This is a genomic window from Albidovulum salinarum, assembly GCF_025673475.1.
GTDB lineage: Bacteria > Pseudomonadota > Alphaproteobacteria > Rhodobacterales > Rhodobacteraceae > Albidovulum > Albidovulum salinarum.
In genome coordinates this window covers 207456-224873 of sequence record NZ_JAOVQO010000005.1, presented here as the reverse complement: position 1 = coordinate 224873, position 17418 = coordinate 207456, and the positions used below count along the sequence as shown (strand labels likewise).

17 protein-coding genes, 1 tRNA gene and 1 pseudogene are annotated in these 17418 nt (G+C 68.3%); 12 read left to right on the top strand and 7 right to left on the bottom strand.

The genetic code is table 11. The features are described from left to right. Positions 1-287 (top strand): annotated as a pseudogene (locus OEZ60_RS07300) (pseudouridine synthase); the annotation flags it as partial. A gap of 349 nt (positions 288-636) precedes the next feature. Next, positions 637-1578 carry a DUF2927 domain-containing protein gene (locus tag OEZ60_RS07295; RefSeq protein ID WP_263334625.1) on the top strand — a complete coding sequence of 314 codons (942 nt, stop codon included), beginning with the start codon at positions 637-639 and terminating at the stop codon, positions 1576-1578. A 7-nt stretch (positions 1579-1585) separates the two neighbouring features. On the opposite strand, the gene OEZ60_RS07290 is transcribed toward OEZ60_RS07295, so the two are convergent. Continuing rightward, the gene (locus OEZ60_RS07290) at positions 1586-2002 is read right to left on the bottom strand and encodes an Hsp20/alpha crystallin family protein (RefSeq protein WP_263334623.1); all 417 of its coding nucleotides are present in this window, start codon (positions 2000-2002) and stop codon (positions 1586-1588) included. Between the two features lie 158 nt (positions 2003-2160). Between OEZ60_RS07290 and dtd the strand changes: the two genes are divergently transcribed. Next, on the top strand, positions 2161-2598 hold the full coding sequence (dtd, locus tag OEZ60_RS07285; protein ID WP_263334621.1) for a D-aminoacyl-tRNA deacylase: 438 nt from the start codon (positions 2161-2163) through the stop codon (positions 2596-2598). Between the two features lie 10 nt (positions 2599-2608). Here dtd and OEZ60_RS07280 read toward each other — a convergent pair whose 3' ends face one another. From OEZ60_RS07280 to OEZ60_RS07270, 3 genes are all read right to left on the bottom strand, one after another. Next, a complete protein-coding gene (locus OEZ60_RS07280; protein WP_263334619.1) occupies positions 2609-3532 on the bottom strand; it encodes a DMT family transporter in 924 nt (307 codons plus the stop codon). A gap of 61 nt (positions 3533-3593) precedes the next feature. Beyond that, positions 3594-4391 (bottom strand): crotonase/enoyl-CoA hydratase family protein, encoded by a 798-nt coding sequence (locus tag OEZ60_RS07275; RefSeq protein WP_263334617.1) that lies wholly within the window; start codon positions 4389-4391, stop codon positions 3594-3596. A gap of 104 nt (positions 4392-4495) precedes the next feature. Beyond that, entirely contained in the window at positions 4496-5926 is a 1431-nt protein-coding gene (locus OEZ60_RS07270) for a Glu/Leu/Phe/Val family dehydrogenase (RefSeq protein ID WP_263334616.1), read from the bottom strand. 399 nt (positions 5927-6325) lie between these two features. Here OEZ60_RS07270 and OEZ60_RS07265 point away from each other — a divergent pair, with 399 nt between their 5' ends. The 3 genes from OEZ60_RS07265 to OEZ60_RS07255 are packed head-to-tail and all read left to right on the top strand — an operon-like array spanning position 6326 to position 9431. After that, entirely contained in the window at positions 6326-8152 is a 1827-nt protein-coding gene (locus tag OEZ60_RS07265) for a TadE/TadG family type IV pilus assembly protein (RefSeq protein ID WP_263334614.1), read from the top strand. Further along, on the top strand, positions 8152-8748 hold the full coding sequence (locus OEZ60_RS07260; protein WP_263334613.1) for a TadE/TadG family type IV pilus assembly protein: 597 nt from the start codon (positions 8152-8154) through the stop codon (positions 8746-8748). Before OEZ60_RS07265 ends, OEZ60_RS07260 begins: the two co-directional genes overlap by 1 nt. Before the next feature lie 5 nt (positions 8749-8753). Further along, positions 8754-9431: a hypothetical protein gene (locus tag OEZ60_RS07255; protein ID WP_263334611.1), complete on the top strand. Its 678-nt coding sequence runs from the start codon at positions 8754-8756 to the stop codon at positions 9429-9431. On the opposite strand, the gene OEZ60_RS07250 is transcribed toward OEZ60_RS07255, so the two are convergent. Continuing rightward, positions 9423-9920 carry a hypothetical protein gene (locus OEZ60_RS07250; protein ID WP_263334609.1) on the bottom strand — a complete coding sequence of 166 codons (498 nt, stop codon included), beginning with the start codon at positions 9918-9920 and terminating at the stop codon, positions 9423-9425. The two genes, OEZ60_RS07255 and OEZ60_RS07250, sit on opposite strands and share 9 nt — an antisense overlap. 121 nt (positions 9921-10041) lie before the next feature. On the opposite strand from OEZ60_RS07250, the gene OEZ60_RS07245 reads away from it, so the two are divergent. Next, the gene (locus OEZ60_RS07245; protein ID WP_263334608.1) at positions 10042-10953 is read left to right on the top strand and encodes a pirin family protein; all 912 of its coding nucleotides are present in this window, start codon (positions 10042-10044) and stop codon (positions 10951-10953) included. 72 nt (positions 10954-11025) lie between these two features. Here OEZ60_RS07245 and OEZ60_RS07240 read toward each other — a convergent pair whose 3' ends face one another. Continuing rightward, positions 11026-11613, bottom strand: a complete 588-nt coding sequence (locus OEZ60_RS07240) for a TetR/AcrR family transcriptional regulator (protein ID WP_263334606.1) — start codon at positions 11611-11613, stop codon at positions 11026-11028. A gap of 108 nt (positions 11614-11721) precedes the next feature. Here OEZ60_RS07240 and OEZ60_RS07235 point away from each other — a divergent pair, with 108 nt between their 5' ends. The 5 genes from OEZ60_RS07235 (at position 11722) to OEZ60_RS07215 (ending at position 16442) form a co-directional block, all read left to right on the top strand. Further along, positions 11722-11973, top strand: a complete 252-nt coding sequence (locus OEZ60_RS07235; protein WP_263334605.1) for a hypothetical protein — start codon at positions 11722-11724, stop codon at positions 11971-11973. A 127-nt stretch (positions 11974-12100) separates the two neighbouring features. Next, positions 12101-13387 carry a homoserine dehydrogenase gene (locus tag OEZ60_RS07230; protein WP_263334603.1) on the top strand — a complete coding sequence of 429 codons (1287 nt, stop codon included), beginning with the start codon at positions 12101-12103 and terminating at the stop codon, positions 13385-13387. Between the two features lie 90 nt (positions 13388-13477). Beyond that, on the top strand, positions 13478-14443 hold the full coding sequence (gene glpX / locus OEZ60_RS07225) for a class II fructose-bisphosphatase (protein ID WP_263334601.1): 966 nt from the start codon (positions 13478-13480) through the stop codon (positions 14441-14443). 99 nt (positions 14444-14542) lie between these two features. Continuing rightward, positions 14543-16285 carry a single-stranded-DNA-specific exonuclease RecJ gene (gene recJ, locus OEZ60_RS07220; protein WP_263334599.1) on the top strand — a complete coding sequence of 581 codons (1743 nt, stop codon included), beginning with the start codon at positions 14543-14545 and terminating at the stop codon, positions 16283-16285. Between the two features lie 82 nt (positions 16286-16367). Continuing rightward, positions 16368-16442: transfer RNA gene (locus OEZ60_RS07215), tRNA-Glu, on the top strand. A 91-nt stretch (positions 16443-16533) separates the two neighbouring features. On the opposite strand, the gene OEZ60_RS07210 is transcribed toward OEZ60_RS07215, so the two are convergent. After that, positions 16534-17370 (bottom strand): tyrosine-type recombinase/integrase, encoded by an 837-nt coding sequence (locus OEZ60_RS07210; RefSeq protein WP_263334598.1) that lies wholly within the window; start codon positions 17368-17370, stop codon positions 16534-16536. Positions 17371-17418 lie beyond the last annotated feature (48 nt).

Here is a 17418-nt window from a genome sequence, read left to right as displayed (position 1 = left end):
AGCCCCGCGCACCCCGTGGCGAGGGCGACCGGCCCGAGCGCTCCGGCGACCGTCCCTACAAGCCCCGCACCCCGCGCGGCGAGGGCGACCGGTCCGAACGCTCCGGCGACCGCCCCTACAAGCCCCGCGCACCCCGTGGCGAGGGCGACCGGCCCGAGCGCTCCGGCGACCGTCCCTACAAGCCCCGCACCCCGCGCGGCGAGGGCGACCGGCCCGAGCGTTCCGGCGACCGTGGCCCGCGCCCGGGCGGCGGCGCGCGGCGGGGACCGAAGCCCGGCCGAAAGTGAGCCGGGCCCGGCGCGCTAGCCGCGCCGTGGTGTCAACCGCAAATTCCTGTTCCGCCTGCGGTCGCGGTCGCTACCGGGGCTTGGCCCGCGCGCCGCGCCATGCCAGTGTTGCGCGCATGGTGTGGGCAACGGAAACGCGAATCCAGACTCGGTTCAGGGTGTTGCGTCCAGCGTCCACGATCCGGCACTCCGGCGACCGGAAAAGGGAAAGATGATGGGCGAAAGTTGTGCTGGCGGACCGCGTCCCGGCCTGGACCGGGATGGCAACTACCGGCCGCGACTCGGGTGCCCCCTGCGCCCTCTCTCGACGCCTGCCGACACCAGGCCTGAACGGAGCGGCTGATCGAGAATGACCTCCGCCCGCCTCTCGCGCCTCGTCCTACTGCCCGCGCTCGTCGCGGCGCTCGCGGCCTGCGACCCTGCCGCGCGGACACCCGGCGCCGCAAGCGGATCGGGCACCTCCGCGCCGGTCGCCGCGCCGCCCTCGGCCGAAACCCTCGCCGCGCGCGACTATTACGGTCGGGTCGAGGCCAACTATCTGGCCCAGGATCTCCTGCGGATCGACGGCGGCGAGCGTGATGCGCCATTCGGGCCGGACGACCTCGCCGAGAACTTCATGCGCATCGCCTTCTACGACGAGTTCACCGAGGCGGGCGGCCGCCTCGTCGCGCAGTCGCGGGAGAACCGGCTGCACCGCTGGGACACGCCGCTGCGCCTCAACGTGGAATTCGGCGACTCGGTGCCCTTCGACCAGCGCCAGGCCGACCGCGCTGAGATCGCGGGTTATCTCGACCGGCTGTCGCAGCTTACCGGGATCCCGATGCGCGTCACCGCCTGGCGTCCCAACCATACGGTGATGATCCTCAACACCGACGAACGCGAGGCTGCCGCGTCCCGGATCGCCGCGCTCGCGCCCGGCACGTCCGAGGCCGCGCTTCGATCCGTGACCGCGATGGCGCCCGAGACCTATTGCACGGTCTTCGCCTTCACCTCCGGCACCAGCGCGACCTACACCAATGCCATCACCGTGATCCGCGGCGAACTGCCGGAGCGGCTACGGCTCTCCTGCATCCACGAGGAGCTGGCGCAGAGCCTCGGCCTCGTCGCCGACTACCCGCGCGCGCGGCCGTCTATTTTCAACGACAACGAGGAATTCGCCGCGCTCACGACGCAGGACGAGCTGATGTTGGAGATGCTCTATGACCGGCGGCTGAAGCCGGGCATGACGCTCGCGGAGGCGCGGCCGATCGTCGAGATCATCGCCGCCGAGCTGATGCCCGGCGAGAGCTGAGCCGGCCTCAGCCGCGCCCGATCGGCACCTTGCGGGCCTTGGTCACTTCGGGCGCGGCGCGCTCCACCGTGAGCATCAGTACGCCGTCCTTGAGATCGGCACTGACCTTGGCGGGATCGGCATCGGCCGGAAGCCGGAACGAACGGCTGAACGAGCCGTACTGGCGCTCGCTGAAATACCAGGTCTCGCCCTTCTCCTCGCGGCTCTCCTTCTTCTCACCCTTCACCGTGACCATGCCGTCGTCGATGCTGATGTCGATGTCCTTCTCCTCGACGCCGGGAAGTTCCACCGCGATGCGGTAGACCTTGCCGTCCGAGGACGCCTCGGCGGCCGGCGCCAGCCATTCGGAAAGCCGCGTGCCGAAATGCCGGAACGGCTCGTAGAACGACGGCCAGAACGAACTTGCAGGGGTTTTCTCGACCATGACGACTCTCCAGTTCTGTCATACAGCACAGATCTTGAACCCGCCCCGCCCCGCCTGCCCTGACGCGCGTCAATCGGTGCGGCCCCGCCCGGTTGCGCCGCCGTTCTGCCCGCGCTATGCCGCTCCTGACAAGCCCGTTCCGAGCCGAGGAGTCCCCGATGCGCGCACTTGTCCAAAGGGTCAGCGAGGCCCGCGTCACCGTCGAGGACCGCGTCACCGGCGAGATCGGCTCCGGTCTGATGATCCTCGTCTGCGCCATGCAGGGCGATGGCGAGGCCGAGGCCGACCAGCTTGCCGCCAAGATCGCCAAGCTCCGCATCTTCAAGGACGAGGCGGGCAAGATGAACCGCTCACTTCTCGACACCGGCGGCGCGGCGCTTGTCGTCAGCCAGTTCACGCTCGCCGCCGACACCTCGCGCGGCAACCGGCCCGGCTTCTCCACCGCCGCCCCGCCGGCAGAGGGCGAGCGGCTCTACCGCTGCTTCTCCGACCGGCTCCGCGCCGCGGGCATCGAGGTCGCGAACGGCGAGTTCGGCGCCGATATGGACGTGCGCCTCGTCAACCAGGGGCCGGTGACGATCTGGCTCGAGACCTGAGCCGGGGCGCTCATCCCTGCGGCGTCATCGCCTTGCGCTGGCGCGCGCGCTCGAGCCCGAGCCGGTGTTCGCGCCAGATGATCAGGATCCCGGCGGTGACCACGAGCGCGGCACCGGCGAGCACGGTCAGCGTCGGCACCTCGTCGAAGACCACATAGCCGACGCCGAGCGCCAGGAGCATCGAGGCATATTCGAACGGCGCCACGACAGAGGCGTCGGCATAGCGGTAGGAGGAGGTCAGAAGTACCTGGCCGAGCCCGCCGAGGATCCCGGCAAGGACGAGCATCGCGGCGCTCGCGGGATCGGGCCAGACCCAGCCGAAGGGCAAGGTGATCAGCGAGAGGAGCGTCGCGTTTAGCGAGAAGTAGAAGACGATCGCCGCCGTGCGCTCCGCCTGCACAAGGCGGCGCACGAAGACCTGCGCGAGCGCGGCGAAGACCGCGCCGACGAAGACCACGATCGCGCCCAGCGCCTCGGTGCTGCCGATCTCGCCCGCGCCGAGCGCGGTCAGCCGCGGCGAGAGGATCACCAGCACGCCCATCATCCCAAGCGCCACCGTCGCGATCCGGAAGGCGCGCACCTCCTCGCCGAGGAACATTGCCGCGAAAACCACGGTGAGGAGCGGCGCGGCGTAGCCGATCGCCGTCACCTCTGGCAGAGGCAGCAGCCCGAGCCCGGCGAAGCCGAAGCCCATCGCGGCCGCGCCGACGAGGCCGCGCCAGAAATGGCCAAGCGGGTTCCTAGTCGCGAGGCCCGCGCGCAGGTCCCGACGCGCAATGAGCCAGAGCAGGATCACCGGCATCGCGAAGGCCGAACGGAAGAACACCGCCTCGCCCGGCGGCACGACATCGGAGGTGGCCTTGATGAGGCTCGCCATGCCGACGAACACCGTGACCGAACAGAGTTTCAGCGTGATGCCGCGCAAAGGTGTCATGGCCGCCCCCTTCTCCGGCGCCAGAAAGACCGGGCGCGCGGGCAAGCGCAAGCCGAAACCGTCAGTCGGGCCGGACCCGGGCGGCGGTCTTGTCGGCAAAGGCCTCGAGCCGGCCGCGCGCCTCGCCTTGCGTGTTGACCACGCCCGCGACCACGGCCTCGGCATAGGCGGCGTCGAGGGCGGACATGTTCTGCATGTGGCTGATTGCCGAACAGATCGCGAAATTGGACAGCGGCGGGTTCTGCGCCGCGGCCCGGGCGAGCTCGTAGGCCTTGGACTCGCTGTCCTCGACGAGGTACTGGCAGAGCCCGACCGCGACCGCCTCCTCGCCGCGGTAGACCCGGCCGGTCAGCATCATGTCGATCATCCGCGCCTTGCCGACGAGGTCGGCCACCCGGATCGTCGCGCCGCCGCCGGTGAAGAGACCCCGCTGTCCCTCGGGAAGGGCGAAATAGGTCGAGACGTCGGCGACCCGGACATGCGCGGCAGAGGCAAGCTCCAGCCCGCCGCCCACCACCGCGCCCTTCAGCGCGGCGATGATCGGGACGCCCGAATATTCCATCTTGTTGAAGGCCTCGTGCCAGCGCAGGCACACATGCATGAAATCGGCCGCCGTCCGCCCGGCGTGGAGATGCTCGACAAGATCGAGCCCGGCGCAGAAATGCGGCCCCTCGGCCCGGAGCACCACCGCCCGGACACCCGCGCGCGGCAGCGCCGAGAACAGCGTCACCAGCTCCTCGATCGTCGCCGCGTTGAGCGCGTTGCGCTTCGCCGGGCGGTTCAGGGTGACGGTGGCGATGCCGTCCTCGTCCGTGGCGACGGCGAGATTGGCGAGCGGCAGGTCGTCGATCCGGGTCATGGCATCCCTCGCATCCGGTGGCGGGTGGACGATGCCAGAGCCGGCGGCCGAAGGCCACCGGCCGAGGTCATGGCGCGCCGTGACGCTGCGTCACGCGCGGGCGGTCAGAGCCCCTTGGAGCGGTAGCTCTTCGCCACCCGGTCGATCGCGACGATATAGGCCGCCATCCGCATGTCGGTAACATCGTTGCGGCTGTGCCAGGTGTGGCTGATCGACTGGTAGGCGGCGCGCATCGTGTCGTCGAGGCCCGAGCGCACCAACTCCAGCTCGCCCGCACCTTTCAGGTACTGCTGCTTGAAGCCCGGCGACAGGGTCCAGCCGAGTCCCTTGTCGTTCGAGAGCCGCTCCAACTCGTCGATCAGGAGCTGGTGGCGCGCCTCTTCCTGGCGCCGCTGCATCCGGCCGAAGCGGATATGGCTGAGGTTCTTGACCCATTCGAAATAGGACACCGTCACGCCGCCCGCGTTGGCATACATGTCGGGGATGATGAGCGTGCCCTTGCCGCGCAGGATCTCGTCGGCGCCGGCGGTGACGGGGCCGTTCGCGGCTTCGATGATCAAGGGCGCCTTGATGTTGCTGGCGTTGCCGAGATTGATCACGCCCTCCATCGCCGCCGGGACGAGGATGTCGCAGTCTTCCTCGAGTAGCTTGGCGCCGTCCTCGACATAGGTACCTTCCGGGCAGCCCTTGACGCCGCCGGTCTCGACCAGCCAGTCGCGCACGGCCTGCACGTTCATGCCCTCGGGATTGAAGAGCCCACCGTCGCGCTCGATGATCCCGGTGATCCGGGCGCCGTCCTCCATCGAGAGGAACAGCGCGGCATGGTAGCCGACGTTGCCGAGGCCCTGGACGATGACCCGCTTGCCGTCGAGCTTGCCGTCGAGCTTCGCGGCCTTCATGTCGTCGGGATGGCGGAAGAACTCGCGCAAGGCGTATTGCACTCCGCGCCCCGTCGCCTCGACCCGGCCCTGGATGCCGCCGGCGTTCAAGGGCTTGCCGGTGACGCAGGCCGCGCCGTTGATGTCGGTGGTGTTCATCCGCTTGTACTGGTCGACGATCCAGGCCATCTCGCGCTCGCCCGTGCCCATGTCGGGGGCAGGCACGTTCTGGGCCGGGTTGATCAGGTCGCGCTTGATCAGCTCATAGGCGAAGCGCCGGGTGATGAGCTCCATCTCGTGCTCGTCGTACTGGCGCGGGTCGATGCAGAGACCGCCCTTCGAGCCGCCGAACGGCGTCTCGACCAGCGCGCATTTGTAGGTCATCAGCGCCGCGAGCGCCTCGACCTCGTCCTGGTTCACCGATGTCGCGAAGCGGATGCCGCCCTTCACCGGTTCCATATGCTCGGAATGGACCGAGCGGTAGCCGGTGAAGGTGTGGATCGCGCCCCTGAGGCGCACCCCGAACCGCACCGTATAAGTCGAGTTGCAGACCCGAATCTTCTCTTCAAGCCCCGGCGAGAGGTCCATCACCGCGACGGCGCGGTTGAACATCAGATCCACGGACTGGCGGAAGCTCGGTTCCCCGTTGAAGGCCATGATTTCCTCCTTGGCTGGCCACCGGCCTCTTTGCGGGCCGGATGCGCGCCGCGACATTGCTTGTTCCGGGGTTTCCGGCGCCGTCGGTCACGCTAATGCGCCTTGGTTACCAGAGCCCAAAGGAAACACAACCCGCACCGATTTCGGCAAGAACCCGGCTCCTCGGCCGGCTTTCCAGCGCTCGGGGAAGCATAAAACCTCACCGCTTTCGGCAAGGATCCGCGCAAAAGGGCATGATACCGTACCGAATCGAGGCAATTGGGGCTATGCCGCGCCCATCGCCATATTTTCACCTCATACCAGTCCGCAGAATTGCCCCTGCACGGGGAAACCCTGCGCCAGCTTGCGTGAACACTTCGACAACTCGTCCATGGGGAAGACGTGGAAAGGGTAAAGAGGATGTCACAGTTTCGGATAGCCCCGGACGGCGCCGTCGCGTCGCGGGCGGCGCTCCGCGGCCTTCATGCCAGGCTGGCCCGCTTCCGGCAGGCGGAAGACGGCTCGCTCGTGATCTTCGGGCTTTTCACCTTCGTGATCATGCTCATGCTGACCGGTGTCGCACTCGACCTGATGCGGTTCGAGGAGCGGCGCACGGTTCTCCAGAACACGATCGACAGCGCCGCGCGCGCCGCGACCGCCCCCGGGCAGACCCTGCCCCCGGAAGAGGTCGTGCGGGACCATTTCGTCAAGGCCGGGCTGACACCTCCGACGAACAGGGACATCATCGTCACGCGGGGCACCGACGATGTGCTCCAACAGGTCGAGATCCGCGCCGCGGAAACGCTCGACACCTGGTTCGCGGATCTTGCCGGCGTGTCGACGCTGACCGCGCCCGCCTCGTCGAGGGTCAAGGAAGACATCGGGCAGATCGAGATCTCCCTCGTGCTCGACGTCTCGGGTTCCATGAACGGCAACGGGCGGCTCGGCCACCTCAAGGAGGCGGCGAAAACCTTCGTCGAGCAGGTCTTCGCCGCCGTCGAGCCCGGCAATGTCTCCATCTCGATCGTCCCCTACGCGACGCAGGTCGCGATGCCCACCGATCTGGCGAGCCACTTCAACATGACGGTCGAGCATGACAGCTCGGCCTGCATCGAGTTCAGCGACGCGGTGGGCGTCTTCAGCGAGACCGAGAGCGACTTCACGACCACGGCCGTCGCGTTCGGCTTCGGCCCGGACGACCGCCGGTACCAGCGCAACGGCCATTTCGATCCGTTCAGGCTGGCGGCCCCGCCCGAGATGACCAACTGCCCGACCGGGGCCAACCGCGAGATCCTGCCTTTCTCGGGCGACAGGGCGGCGCTCGTGACGTTCATCGACGGGCTCGAGGCCGAGGGCAACACCTCGATCGACATCGGCATGAAATGGGGCTCGGCGCTCCTCGATCCGTCGATGAGGGGCGTCGTCGAGGACATGGTCGGGAAGGGCAAGCTGCCGCTCGACTTTGTCGGCCGCCCCCATGACTTCGCCGGCCCTCATGCACGCAAGGGCCTCGACGTTCTGAAAGTGATCGTGCTGCTGACGGACGGCGCCAACTCGGCCGAATACCGGCTGCGCAACAACGACGACGGCGATCCCTACTACGACGAGGGGATGAGCCCGCTTTGGCGCAATGCCGCCTACAGGACGGATCCGGGCGACGAACTCGGCGACGACGCGCTGGAGCAATATTCACTCTTCGATCCGCAAAGCGGCAAGTTCTACGTCTTCGCACTTCAGGCCTGGCGCGACTCCCCCTGGGGCGATGCCGTCTACGACGCTGATGTGTGCACCGGATCGGGCGAGACCGAAACCTGCGGCATGTCGCAGGCGAACGATGCCGGATTCGACGGCACCCATCCGATGGCCCAGCAAATGACTTGGCCGGAGGTCTGGTCGTCGATGTCGATGTTCTACTTCTCGGACGAGATCATCTACGGCGCCTATCAGGACCGCGACCTGCGCAACCAGTGGCGCCCCGACGCGGAGGATCCGGTCGCGAACACCTCCGTCGCGAACACCGCCGCCGCCAGCACGAAGGACGCGCGGACCCTCGCGGTCTGCGATGCCGCCAAGGATCCGGGCCGTGACATCCGCATCTTCTCGATCGCGTTCGAGGCACCGGTTGAAGGTCAGAAACTGCTCTCCGCCTGCCAGAACTCCGGCTTCTATGCGGTTGACGGCAAGGATATCTCGGATGCCTTCGCCGGCATCGCGGGCGCGATCACCAAGCTGAGGCTGACCCACTGATGGCGGCCCCGAGGGGACATATTCGCGCCTGGTTTTGGCGCAAGATCCGGGAAGAGCACGGCGCGACGGCGACGATCCCGTTCATGATCTTTCTGCCGTTCTTCTTCCTGCTGATGATGTCGTCGCTGGAACTCGGCGTGATGATGGCGCGCCACATGATGCTCGAACGCGCGCTCGACCTCACGGTACGCGACCTGAGGCTGGGGACATGGGAGCAGCCGAGGGGCCGCTTCGCCAGCGAGAAGGCAAACCGGCGGGTAACGCATGCCGCGTTCCGCCGTGCCGTCTGCCGGCACACGGTGCTGCTCCCGAACTGCGAAACGTCCCTGCTGGTCGAACTGCGCCCGGTCAGCACGGAGACCTGGGCCGGGCTGCAAACTGGGCCGACCTGCGCCAGCCGGTCCGAGGACATCGTCATGCCGCCCTCCTACGCCCCGGGTGCCGGCGACGAGATGATGTTGATCCGCGCCTGCGCGAAGTTCGCCCCCGTCTTTCCGACCACCGGGATCGGGATCCGGCTGCCCACGGACGAATCCGGCACCTACTCGCTGGTTTCGGTGACCGCCTTGGTCAACGATCCGGGCACGGGAGGATGACACCCATGTCCCTCATCTCGCGCCTCAGGCTTCGCGGCCGCGACTTCGCCACCGACACGCGAGGCTCGATGCCGGTCGAAGGGATGATCGCCAGCGTCTGGCTGATCTGGTGGCTCGTCGCCTCGGTTCAGTTCTTCGATGCCTTCCGCCAGAAGAACCTCAACCTCAAGGCCACCCACACGATCGCCGACATGGTCGCGCGCGTGCAGCAGGACGATGTCGTCGACGACGCCTATATCGAGGGGCTGAACAAGCTCTTCGGCTACATGACCGCGTCGTCCGAACCGACCTGGGTGCGGCTGTCGAGCGTGATCTGGGACGACAAGGACGAGCGTCACGAAGTCGCCTGGTCCCACGCCTCCGGCAGGACCCCGGCGCAGACGACCGGGTCGATCCACCCGCAGACCAGCCGGATTCCGGTGATGCCCGAGGGTGAAGCCGTGATCATCGTCGAAACCGGCATGGCCTACGAGCCGATCTTCAATGTCGGGCTCGCCGCACAATGGCTCACGTCCTTCGTTCCGACCGCGCCGCGCTTCACGTCCTGCGTCAAGTTCGATCCGGGCGACGGCGCGACGGTTCCGGCCTGTGTCTACGACGGCGACAAGAAGATCGAGCTGAACGGCGACGGCAACGACGACGGCACGCGGGATCCGTCGATCGATTCGGACGTGTCAGGCTGACGGCTGCCCGCCGCGCTCTGCGATCAGCGCATCGATCCGGTCGGCCATGTGCCGCCCCTCGGCGCCCGAGATCACGCCGCCGATGCCGACCCGCCGCCCCGAGCGCCACCAGAGGCCCGGCGCCCAGGCGCGCGGCCGAGTCTCGGCCAGGTGCAGGAGGAACCCGTTCGAGGGCTTGAAGGCGAAGGTGCCGCGCTCGACCTTGCGGATCTCGGCGAGCCGGGCGACCTCGCGTCCTTCGCTGTCGCGGATCCCCGCGGCGGTGAGCAAGAGCCCATTCCCGGTCGCGCGGAAGAGCCGCACGCAAAGCACGAGTGCGGCTGCGCCGAGCACGATGAGAAAGAACTGCAACGGCATCGAGGCGGGCGGGCGCAGGAACGCGAGCAGCACCAGGAGCGCGCCGAGCGTCGCCAGAACGCCCGTGGCGAAGGCGCGCCGCGCCGGCGATGGCGTGATGCTGGCGAGGATTTCGTCCTGGATGTCGTTCATGCCGTGCCCCCGATCGCGCCTGTGCACCGCGGCACAGGTCCTGTGATGCCCCGCCGCGGAGAGGCCCTCCGCCCTGCCGGTTTTTGCCCTATATTACGGCAAAGCCCCAGGAGGAACCGAAATGTCGATCCGCCCCGTTCTCGAAACCCGTCCCGCCCGTCCGACTCTCGAAGGCGCCGGAGTGCGGCTGCACCGCGCCTTCGGCTTCCAGGACCCGACCGAGCTTGACCCGTTCCTGCTCTTCGACGATTTCCGCAACGAACGGCCGGAGGACTACCTGAAGGGCTTCCCCTGGCACCCGCATCGCGGCATCGAGACGATCACCTATGTGCTCGCCGGCACGGTCGAGCATGGCGACAGCCTCGGCAATGCCGGCCGGCTTGGTGCGGGCGACGTGCAGTGGATGACCGCGGGATCGGGGATCCTGCATCAGGAAATGCCGCTTGGAAACGCGAAGGGACAGATGCACGGGTTTCAGCTCTGGGCCAACCTGCCCTCTCGGCTCAAGATGACGGCGCCGCGCTACCAGGACGTGAAGGCGGCCGACATCCCCGAGGTGATCGACGACGACGGAACGCGGGTGCGGGTCATCGTCGGATCGTTCTGGGGCCGGAGCGGCCCGGTCGACGGCATCGCGGCCGACCCGCAATACCTTGACGTCTTCGTCCCGGCCGGGGTGAGAAAAACTTTCAAGATCGACACCTATCGCCGTGCATTCGCTTATGTTTTCGAAGGTGCGGGGCGGTTTTCCGAAGCGAGCCGGCCCGAGGGCGTGCTGCTCGAGAAGGAGGTGATGGGCGAGGAGGTCCGGATCCGCGACCTGTCGGGCGACCGCACGCTGGTGCGCTTCGGCAGCGGCGAGGAGGTGACGGTGCAGGCCGGCGACCAGGGCGTCCGGTTCCTGTTGATCTCCGGCGCCCCGCTCGAGGAGCCTGTGGCCTGGCACGGGCCGATCGTGATGAACACGAAGGCCGAACTCATGCAGGCGATGGCCGATTTGCGGAACGGGACCTTCATCCGCCCCGTCGGCTAATTGCGGCGATGCGGGGGGCCGTCTGCCCCCCGGCCCCCCGAGGAAATTTTCGGCAAGATGAAGGAACAGCGGTCAGGCGGCGACGGATTTCCGGACCATGTCCCAGTAGATGTCGCCGACCCGGTCGCGGCTCAGCCGGCCGCCCTCGCGGTACCAGGTGTTGACCCCGGTCAGCATCGCGATGATCGCGAGCGTCGCGAGCTTGGTGTCGGGCGCGGCGAAGGTGCCCGCCGCCTGGCCCTCGCTGAGGATCGCCTCGAGCCGGTTCTCGTAGTCGCGCCGCAGTGCCTCGATCGCGGCGAAGTTCCCGGGCCCGAGGTTGCGCAGTTCCATGTAGGACAGGAACACCGCGTCTGGCCGCTCGAGGTTGAAGCGGATGTGGAAGCGCACGAAGGCCTCCAGCCTTTCGCGCGGCGAGGCGCCCCGCGGCTCGGCCTCCCAAGCGGCGATCAGCTCGTCCATGTGCTCCTTCAGGAGATCGAAGAGCAGCGTTTCCTTGTCGGGCGTGTAGAGGTAGAGCGCACCGGCCTGAACCCCGACCTCGGCGGCGATCTGGCGCATCGAGACCGCAGCGAATCCGTGCCGGGCGAAGAGTTTCAGCGCCGCCGCACGAATGCGGGGGCCGGTGATTTCGGAATGGGAGCCGGTCTTGCGTGCCATGGCGCCAGAGTATCTGAACGCACGTTCAATACAATCCCCGACCGCGACCGCTTGCGGCCGGGGCGGCGGCCGGACTACTCTGCCGCCCGCCTGCCGGAGACCCGAACGATGCGCCCCGCCGTCCTCATCGCCGTCCTGACCTGCGCGGCCCTCGCGGGCTGCGCCCGCTTTCCCGAGGTCGAAGCCGCCGCAAATCCGGCGGTCGGCGACGCACCCTACCCGGAGTTCCTGCAGCTCGAAACCTTCGATTCCATCACCCCGCCGGCGCCAGAGGCCGATCCGACGCCCGAACTCGAATCCGGGGCGGCGGCGCTGAAGGCGCGGGCCGAGGCGCTGCGCCAGTTCGACCCGGACGCCTGAGCGGCACCGGACCGTGGCCGCCGCGCCCCCGCCCGTCGCCAATTCGCGCGGGCGCGTTGCAAGGCGCCGCCGGACAGGCTAAGAGCCGCGCGACTTGCCCGCACGCTCGATCACCATGGAGAACCTCATGCCCACCCCCCTGCGTCTCGGCATCGCCGGCCTCGGCACGGTGGGCATCGGTACCGTCAAGATCGTCCAGCACCATGCCGCGCTGCTCGCGCGCCGCGCCGGGCGCGAGATCGTGGTTTCCGCCGTGTCCGCACGCAACCGCACCAAGAACCGCGACGCCGACATCTCCGGCTACGCCTGGGAGGACGATCCGGTCGCCCTCGCCCGGCGCGAAGACGTCGATGTCTTCGTCGAGTTGATGGGCGGTTCGAACGGCCCGGCGCTCGCCGCGACGAAGGCCGCGATCGAGACCGGCAAGGACGTCGTGACCGCCAATAAGGCGATGCTCGCGATCCACGGCCAGAAGCTGGCGCTCGCGGCCGAGGAACACGGCCGCGTGATCCGCTTCGAAGCCGCCGTGGCGGGCGGCATCCCGGTCGTCAAGGCGCTGACCGAGGGGCTCGCCGGCAACGAGATCCGCCGGGTGATGGGCGTGATGAACGGCACCTGCAACTACATCCTGACCCGGATGGAGAGCGCCGGCCTTCCCTACGCCGAGGTCTTCGAGGAGGCGCGCCAGCTCGGGTATCTGGAAGCCGACCCCAATCTCGACGTGGGCGGGATCGATGCCGGCCACAAGCTGAGCCTGCTCGCAGCCATTGCCTTCGGCACCAAGGTCGCCTTCGACGCGGTGGAGTTGGAGGGGATCGGCCGGATCTCGATCGACGACATCCGCCGCGCCGGCGACATGGGCTACAAGATCAAGCTGCTCGGCGTCGCGCAGATGACCGGACGCGGGCTCGAACAGCGGATGTCGCCCTGCCTCGTACCGGCCGAAAGCCCGCTCGGTCAGCTCCAGGGCGGCACCAACATGGTCGTCCTCGAGGGCGACAGCGTCGGCCAGATCGTGCTGAGGGGTGCGGGCGCCGGCGAAGGCCCGACCGCCTCGGCGGTGATGTCGGACGTGATAGAGATCGCCCGCGGGGCGCGGATCTCGACCTTCGGCCAGCCCGCGGCGACGCTCGCCGATCCGGTACCCGCCAAGGCCACGGCCCCGGCGCCGCATTACCTGCGGATGGCGCTTTCCGATAAGCCCGGCGCGCTCGCCAAGGTGGCGACGGTGCTCGGCGAAGAGGGAATCTCGATCGACCGGATGCGGCAGTACCACCATGCCGATTCGACCGCGCCGGTGCTGATCGTCACCCACAAGACGACGCGCGACGCGATCGACCACGCGCTGAAGCGGCTGCCGGCGACTGGCGTGGTCAGCGGCGAGCCGGTGGCGATCCGGATCGAGACCGTCTGACCGGCGGGCCGCTTCGGGCGGCCCTTCGCCCTTGCCCCGGTGGGGCGCGACCGGCTAGATGCTGAGAAACCGACAGTACAGGGACAGACCATGGCCGACGCCCAGGAATTCCACGACCGCATGCTTTCGCTGGGCCTCGCCCGCGTTTCCGAAGCCGCCGCCCACGCCTCCGCGCGCCTGATCGGACGCGGCGACGAGAAGGCCGCCGACCAGGCCGCGGTGAACGCGATGCGCGACCAGCTCAACCTCCTCGACATCAAGGGCACCGTGGTGATCGGCGAGGGCGAGCGCGACGAGGCGCCGATGCTCTACATCGGTGAGGAAGTGGGCACCGGCAACGGGCCGGAAGTCGACATCGCGCTCGACCCCCTTGAAGGCACGACGCTGACCGCGAAGGACATGCCGAACGCGCTGACCGTGATCGCGATGGCGCCGCGCGGCACCCTTCTGCACGCGCCCGACGTCTACATGGACAAGCTCGCCGTCGGCCCCGGCCTGCCGAAGAACGTCGTGTCGCTCGAGATGAGCCCGACCGAGCGGGTCGTCGAGCTTGCCAAGGCGAAGAAGTGCAAGCCTACCGACATCACGGTCTGCGTCCTCGAACGGCCGCGCCATGCCGACATGGTGGCCGAGATCCGCGCCACCGGCGCGGCGATCCGGCTCATCACCGACGGCGACGTCGCGGGCGTCATCCACTGCGCGGAATCGGAACTGACCGGCATCGACATGTACATGGGCTCGGGCGGCGCGCCGGAGGGCGTTCTGGCGGCCTCGGCGCTGAAATGCATGGGCGGGCAGATCTGGGGCCGGCTTCTCTTCCGCAACGACGACGAGCGCGGTCGCGCGGCCAAGGCCGGGATTACCGACCTGAACCGCGTCTATGCGCGCGACGAGATGGTGCGGGCCGACGTGATCTTCGCGGCGACCGGCGTGACCAACGGCTCGATCGTGCAGGGCGTGAAGCGCGAGCCGCATTTCATCCAGACCGAGACGATCCTGATGCGGTCGAAGACCGGGTCGGTGCGGCGGATGATCTACCGCAACCCGATCCGCTGACGGCGGGCGCCGGGGGCGCTGCCCCCGGACTCCCGAGGTATTTGGGCCAAGATGAAGAGGCGGGCGGGTCTTTCGGCCGGTTCCCGCGTCAGGAGGCACATGACCGCATTTCTCGGGGTTGAATCTTCCGCGACCGGCCGGCGCTGGACCGGCCCCTCGGTCGAGGCCGACCGGCTCGCCGAGGCGATGACGCAGGAGACCGGGCTGCCCGCGGCGCTTGCCCGCGTGCTGGTGGCGCGCGGGGTGGCCCCGGAAGAGGCCGCGCGCTTTCTCGAGCCGCAGCTTCGCGACCTCCTGCCCGATCCGCGAGGGCTGAAGGACATGGAACCCGCCGCCCGCCGGTTCCTGAAGGCGGTCAGTGACCGCGAGCGGATCGCGGTCTTTGCCGATTACGATGTCGATGGCGGGTCGTCGGCGGCCCTCCTCCTCACCTGGCTTCGGGCCATGGGCAGGGACGCCACGCTCTACATCCCCGACCGGATCGACGAGGGCTACGGCCCAAACGAACCGGCGATGGCCGCACTCGCGCGCGACCACGGACTCATCCTCTGCGTCGATTGCGGAACGCTCTCGCACGGGCCGATCGCGGCGGCCGAGGGGGCCGACGTGGTGGTGCTCGACCACCATCTCGGCGCCGAAACGCTGCCGCCCGCGCTCGCCGTGGTGAACCCCAACCGGCAGGACGAAGACGGGTCGCTCGGCCATCTCTGCGCCGCCTCGGTCGTATTCCTCATGCTGGTGGAGGCGAACCGGCTCCTGCGCGAGGAGGGTGCCAAGGGCCCCGACCTGATGGCGATGCTCGACCTCGTGGCGCTTGCCACCGTGGCCGACGTGGCGCCGCTTGTGGGCGTCAACCGGGCGCTGGTGCGGCAGGGGCTGAAGGTCATGGCCCGGCGCGAGCGCATCGGGCTCCGCGCGCTCGCCGACGTGGCGCGGATGGACCGGGCGCCGACGCCCTATCACCTCGGCTTCCTGCTCGGCCCCCGCGTCAATGCCGGCGGCCGGATCGGTGCCGCCGATCTCGGCGCGCGGCTCCTCGCGACCGAGGATCTGCACGAGGCGCAGGCGCTCGCCGAACGGCTCGACGCCCTCAACACCGAGCGCCGCGAGATCGAGAACCGGGTGCGCGACGCCGCCCTCGCCCAGGCCGAGGCGCGCGGCTTCGATGCCCCCCTGGTCTGGGCCGCCGGCGACGGCTGGCATCCCGGCGTCGTCGGCATCGTCGCGGCTCGGCTCAAGGAGGCGACGAACCGCCCCGCCGTGGTCATCGGCTTCGACGGCGACGAGGGCAAGGGCTCGGGCCGCTCGGTCGAGGGCATCGACCTCGGCGCCGCGATCCAGCGGCTCGCGGCGGACGGGCTCCTGCTAAAGGGCGGCGGCCATCGCATGGCGGCCGGGCTGACCGTCGCCCGCGACCGCCTCGACGCGGCTATGGAGCGGCTCGGCGACCTGCTTGCCCGCCAGGGCGCGGATCGCATCGGCCCGCGTGACCTCAGGCTCGACGGACTTTTGATGCCGGGCGCGGTGACCCATTCCCTCATCGAGGAGATCGAGCGCGCCGGCCCCTTCGGCCAGGCCGCCCCGGCGCCGCGCTTCGCCTTCCCGTCCGTAAGGATCACCCATACCCGTCGGATCGGCGAGACACATCTCAGACTCGGCTTCTCCGACGGGCAGTCGCCCGCGATCGAGGCGATCGCCTTCGGCGCCTTCGACAACGGCCTCGGCCCCATGCTGGAAGCGCATGGCGGGCTCGGCCTACACCTCGCGGGGCGGCTCGAACTCAACCACTGGCAGGGCCGTTCGAAGCCGCAACTGAGGCTCGAAGACGCGGCGCGGAGCTAATTTTTGCGGCGGGTGAAAAAACTGAAAAAAGCCTCTTGCGCGCCCCACGGCACTCGCTTAAACACCGCCCCACGCCAAGCGCGGCCCGTTCGTCTATCGGTTAGGACGTCAGGTTTTCAACCTGAAAAGAGGGGTTCGACTCCCCTACGGGCTGCCACTTGGTTTTCATCTCCCCACAAAATCAGACACTTAAGAGCCGTTTCTGTCCCGCCGTGTGCAACGGGGGTCAAAAGCGGGACACTATAGTTCTAATTCTGTCCGCCTGTCATCTTGCGAAGGGCTGCTTGGGCGCAAACTTTCTGACTGGCGCCCTTGGTGTACCTCGTTACCTCCTTGGAAGTCTGGTGGCCGGTGATCGCCATGATCTCGAATTCCGTGCATCCCAACTCGGCCAGACGCGCGGCGGCGGCCTTTCGCAGCCCGTAAACGGAACACTCCGACAAGCCCGCCTCGTCGCACCACTTGCGGAAGCGATTGCCGAATCCGGCATTCGTGAATGCCCTCCCGTAGCCGTTCACCAGGAACGTGAAGTCGCCCGTGCCGCTGGCGTCGATGATGTGTCGCAGCTCCGGGATGATCGGGATTTCCGGCCGGATCGGATTGCGGGCCTTGCCCTTCTGCTGCGTGAAGACCAGCCATTCGCCTTGAAAGTGCTGGCGGCCGAATAGAACCAGGTCGGACCGGCGCTGCCCCGTGTAGAGCGCCAGAGCGAGCGCCAGGCGCGCGGTCGTGCCCACCGGGTGCGTGGTCTCGAATTTCTCGATCTCGGCCAGCGTCCACGAGTGGTAGCCCTCGGAACTGGACGTCAATAGCTCCACGCCCTTCGCCGGGTTCGTGTCCGCCAGATCGTAGGTGATGGCGAAGCGGAAAAGTTGGCACAGCACCTTGGCATTGATAATGTGACCGCCCCCGACGGCATCCTGCGCCTCCTGACGACGTCGCGGCGGGATTTCGGGGTCGCCCATATGTTCATCACGCACGATCTCGCGACCGTCGAGGCGATCGCCGACGACGTCGTGGTCGTGCAGCGCGGTCGGGTGGTCGATGCCGGGCCGAAACCGGCCGTTCTGCACCCGCCACGCCATGAGTATACGCAGCTCCTGCTGTCCTTGGTTCCCGAGATGGATCCGCGA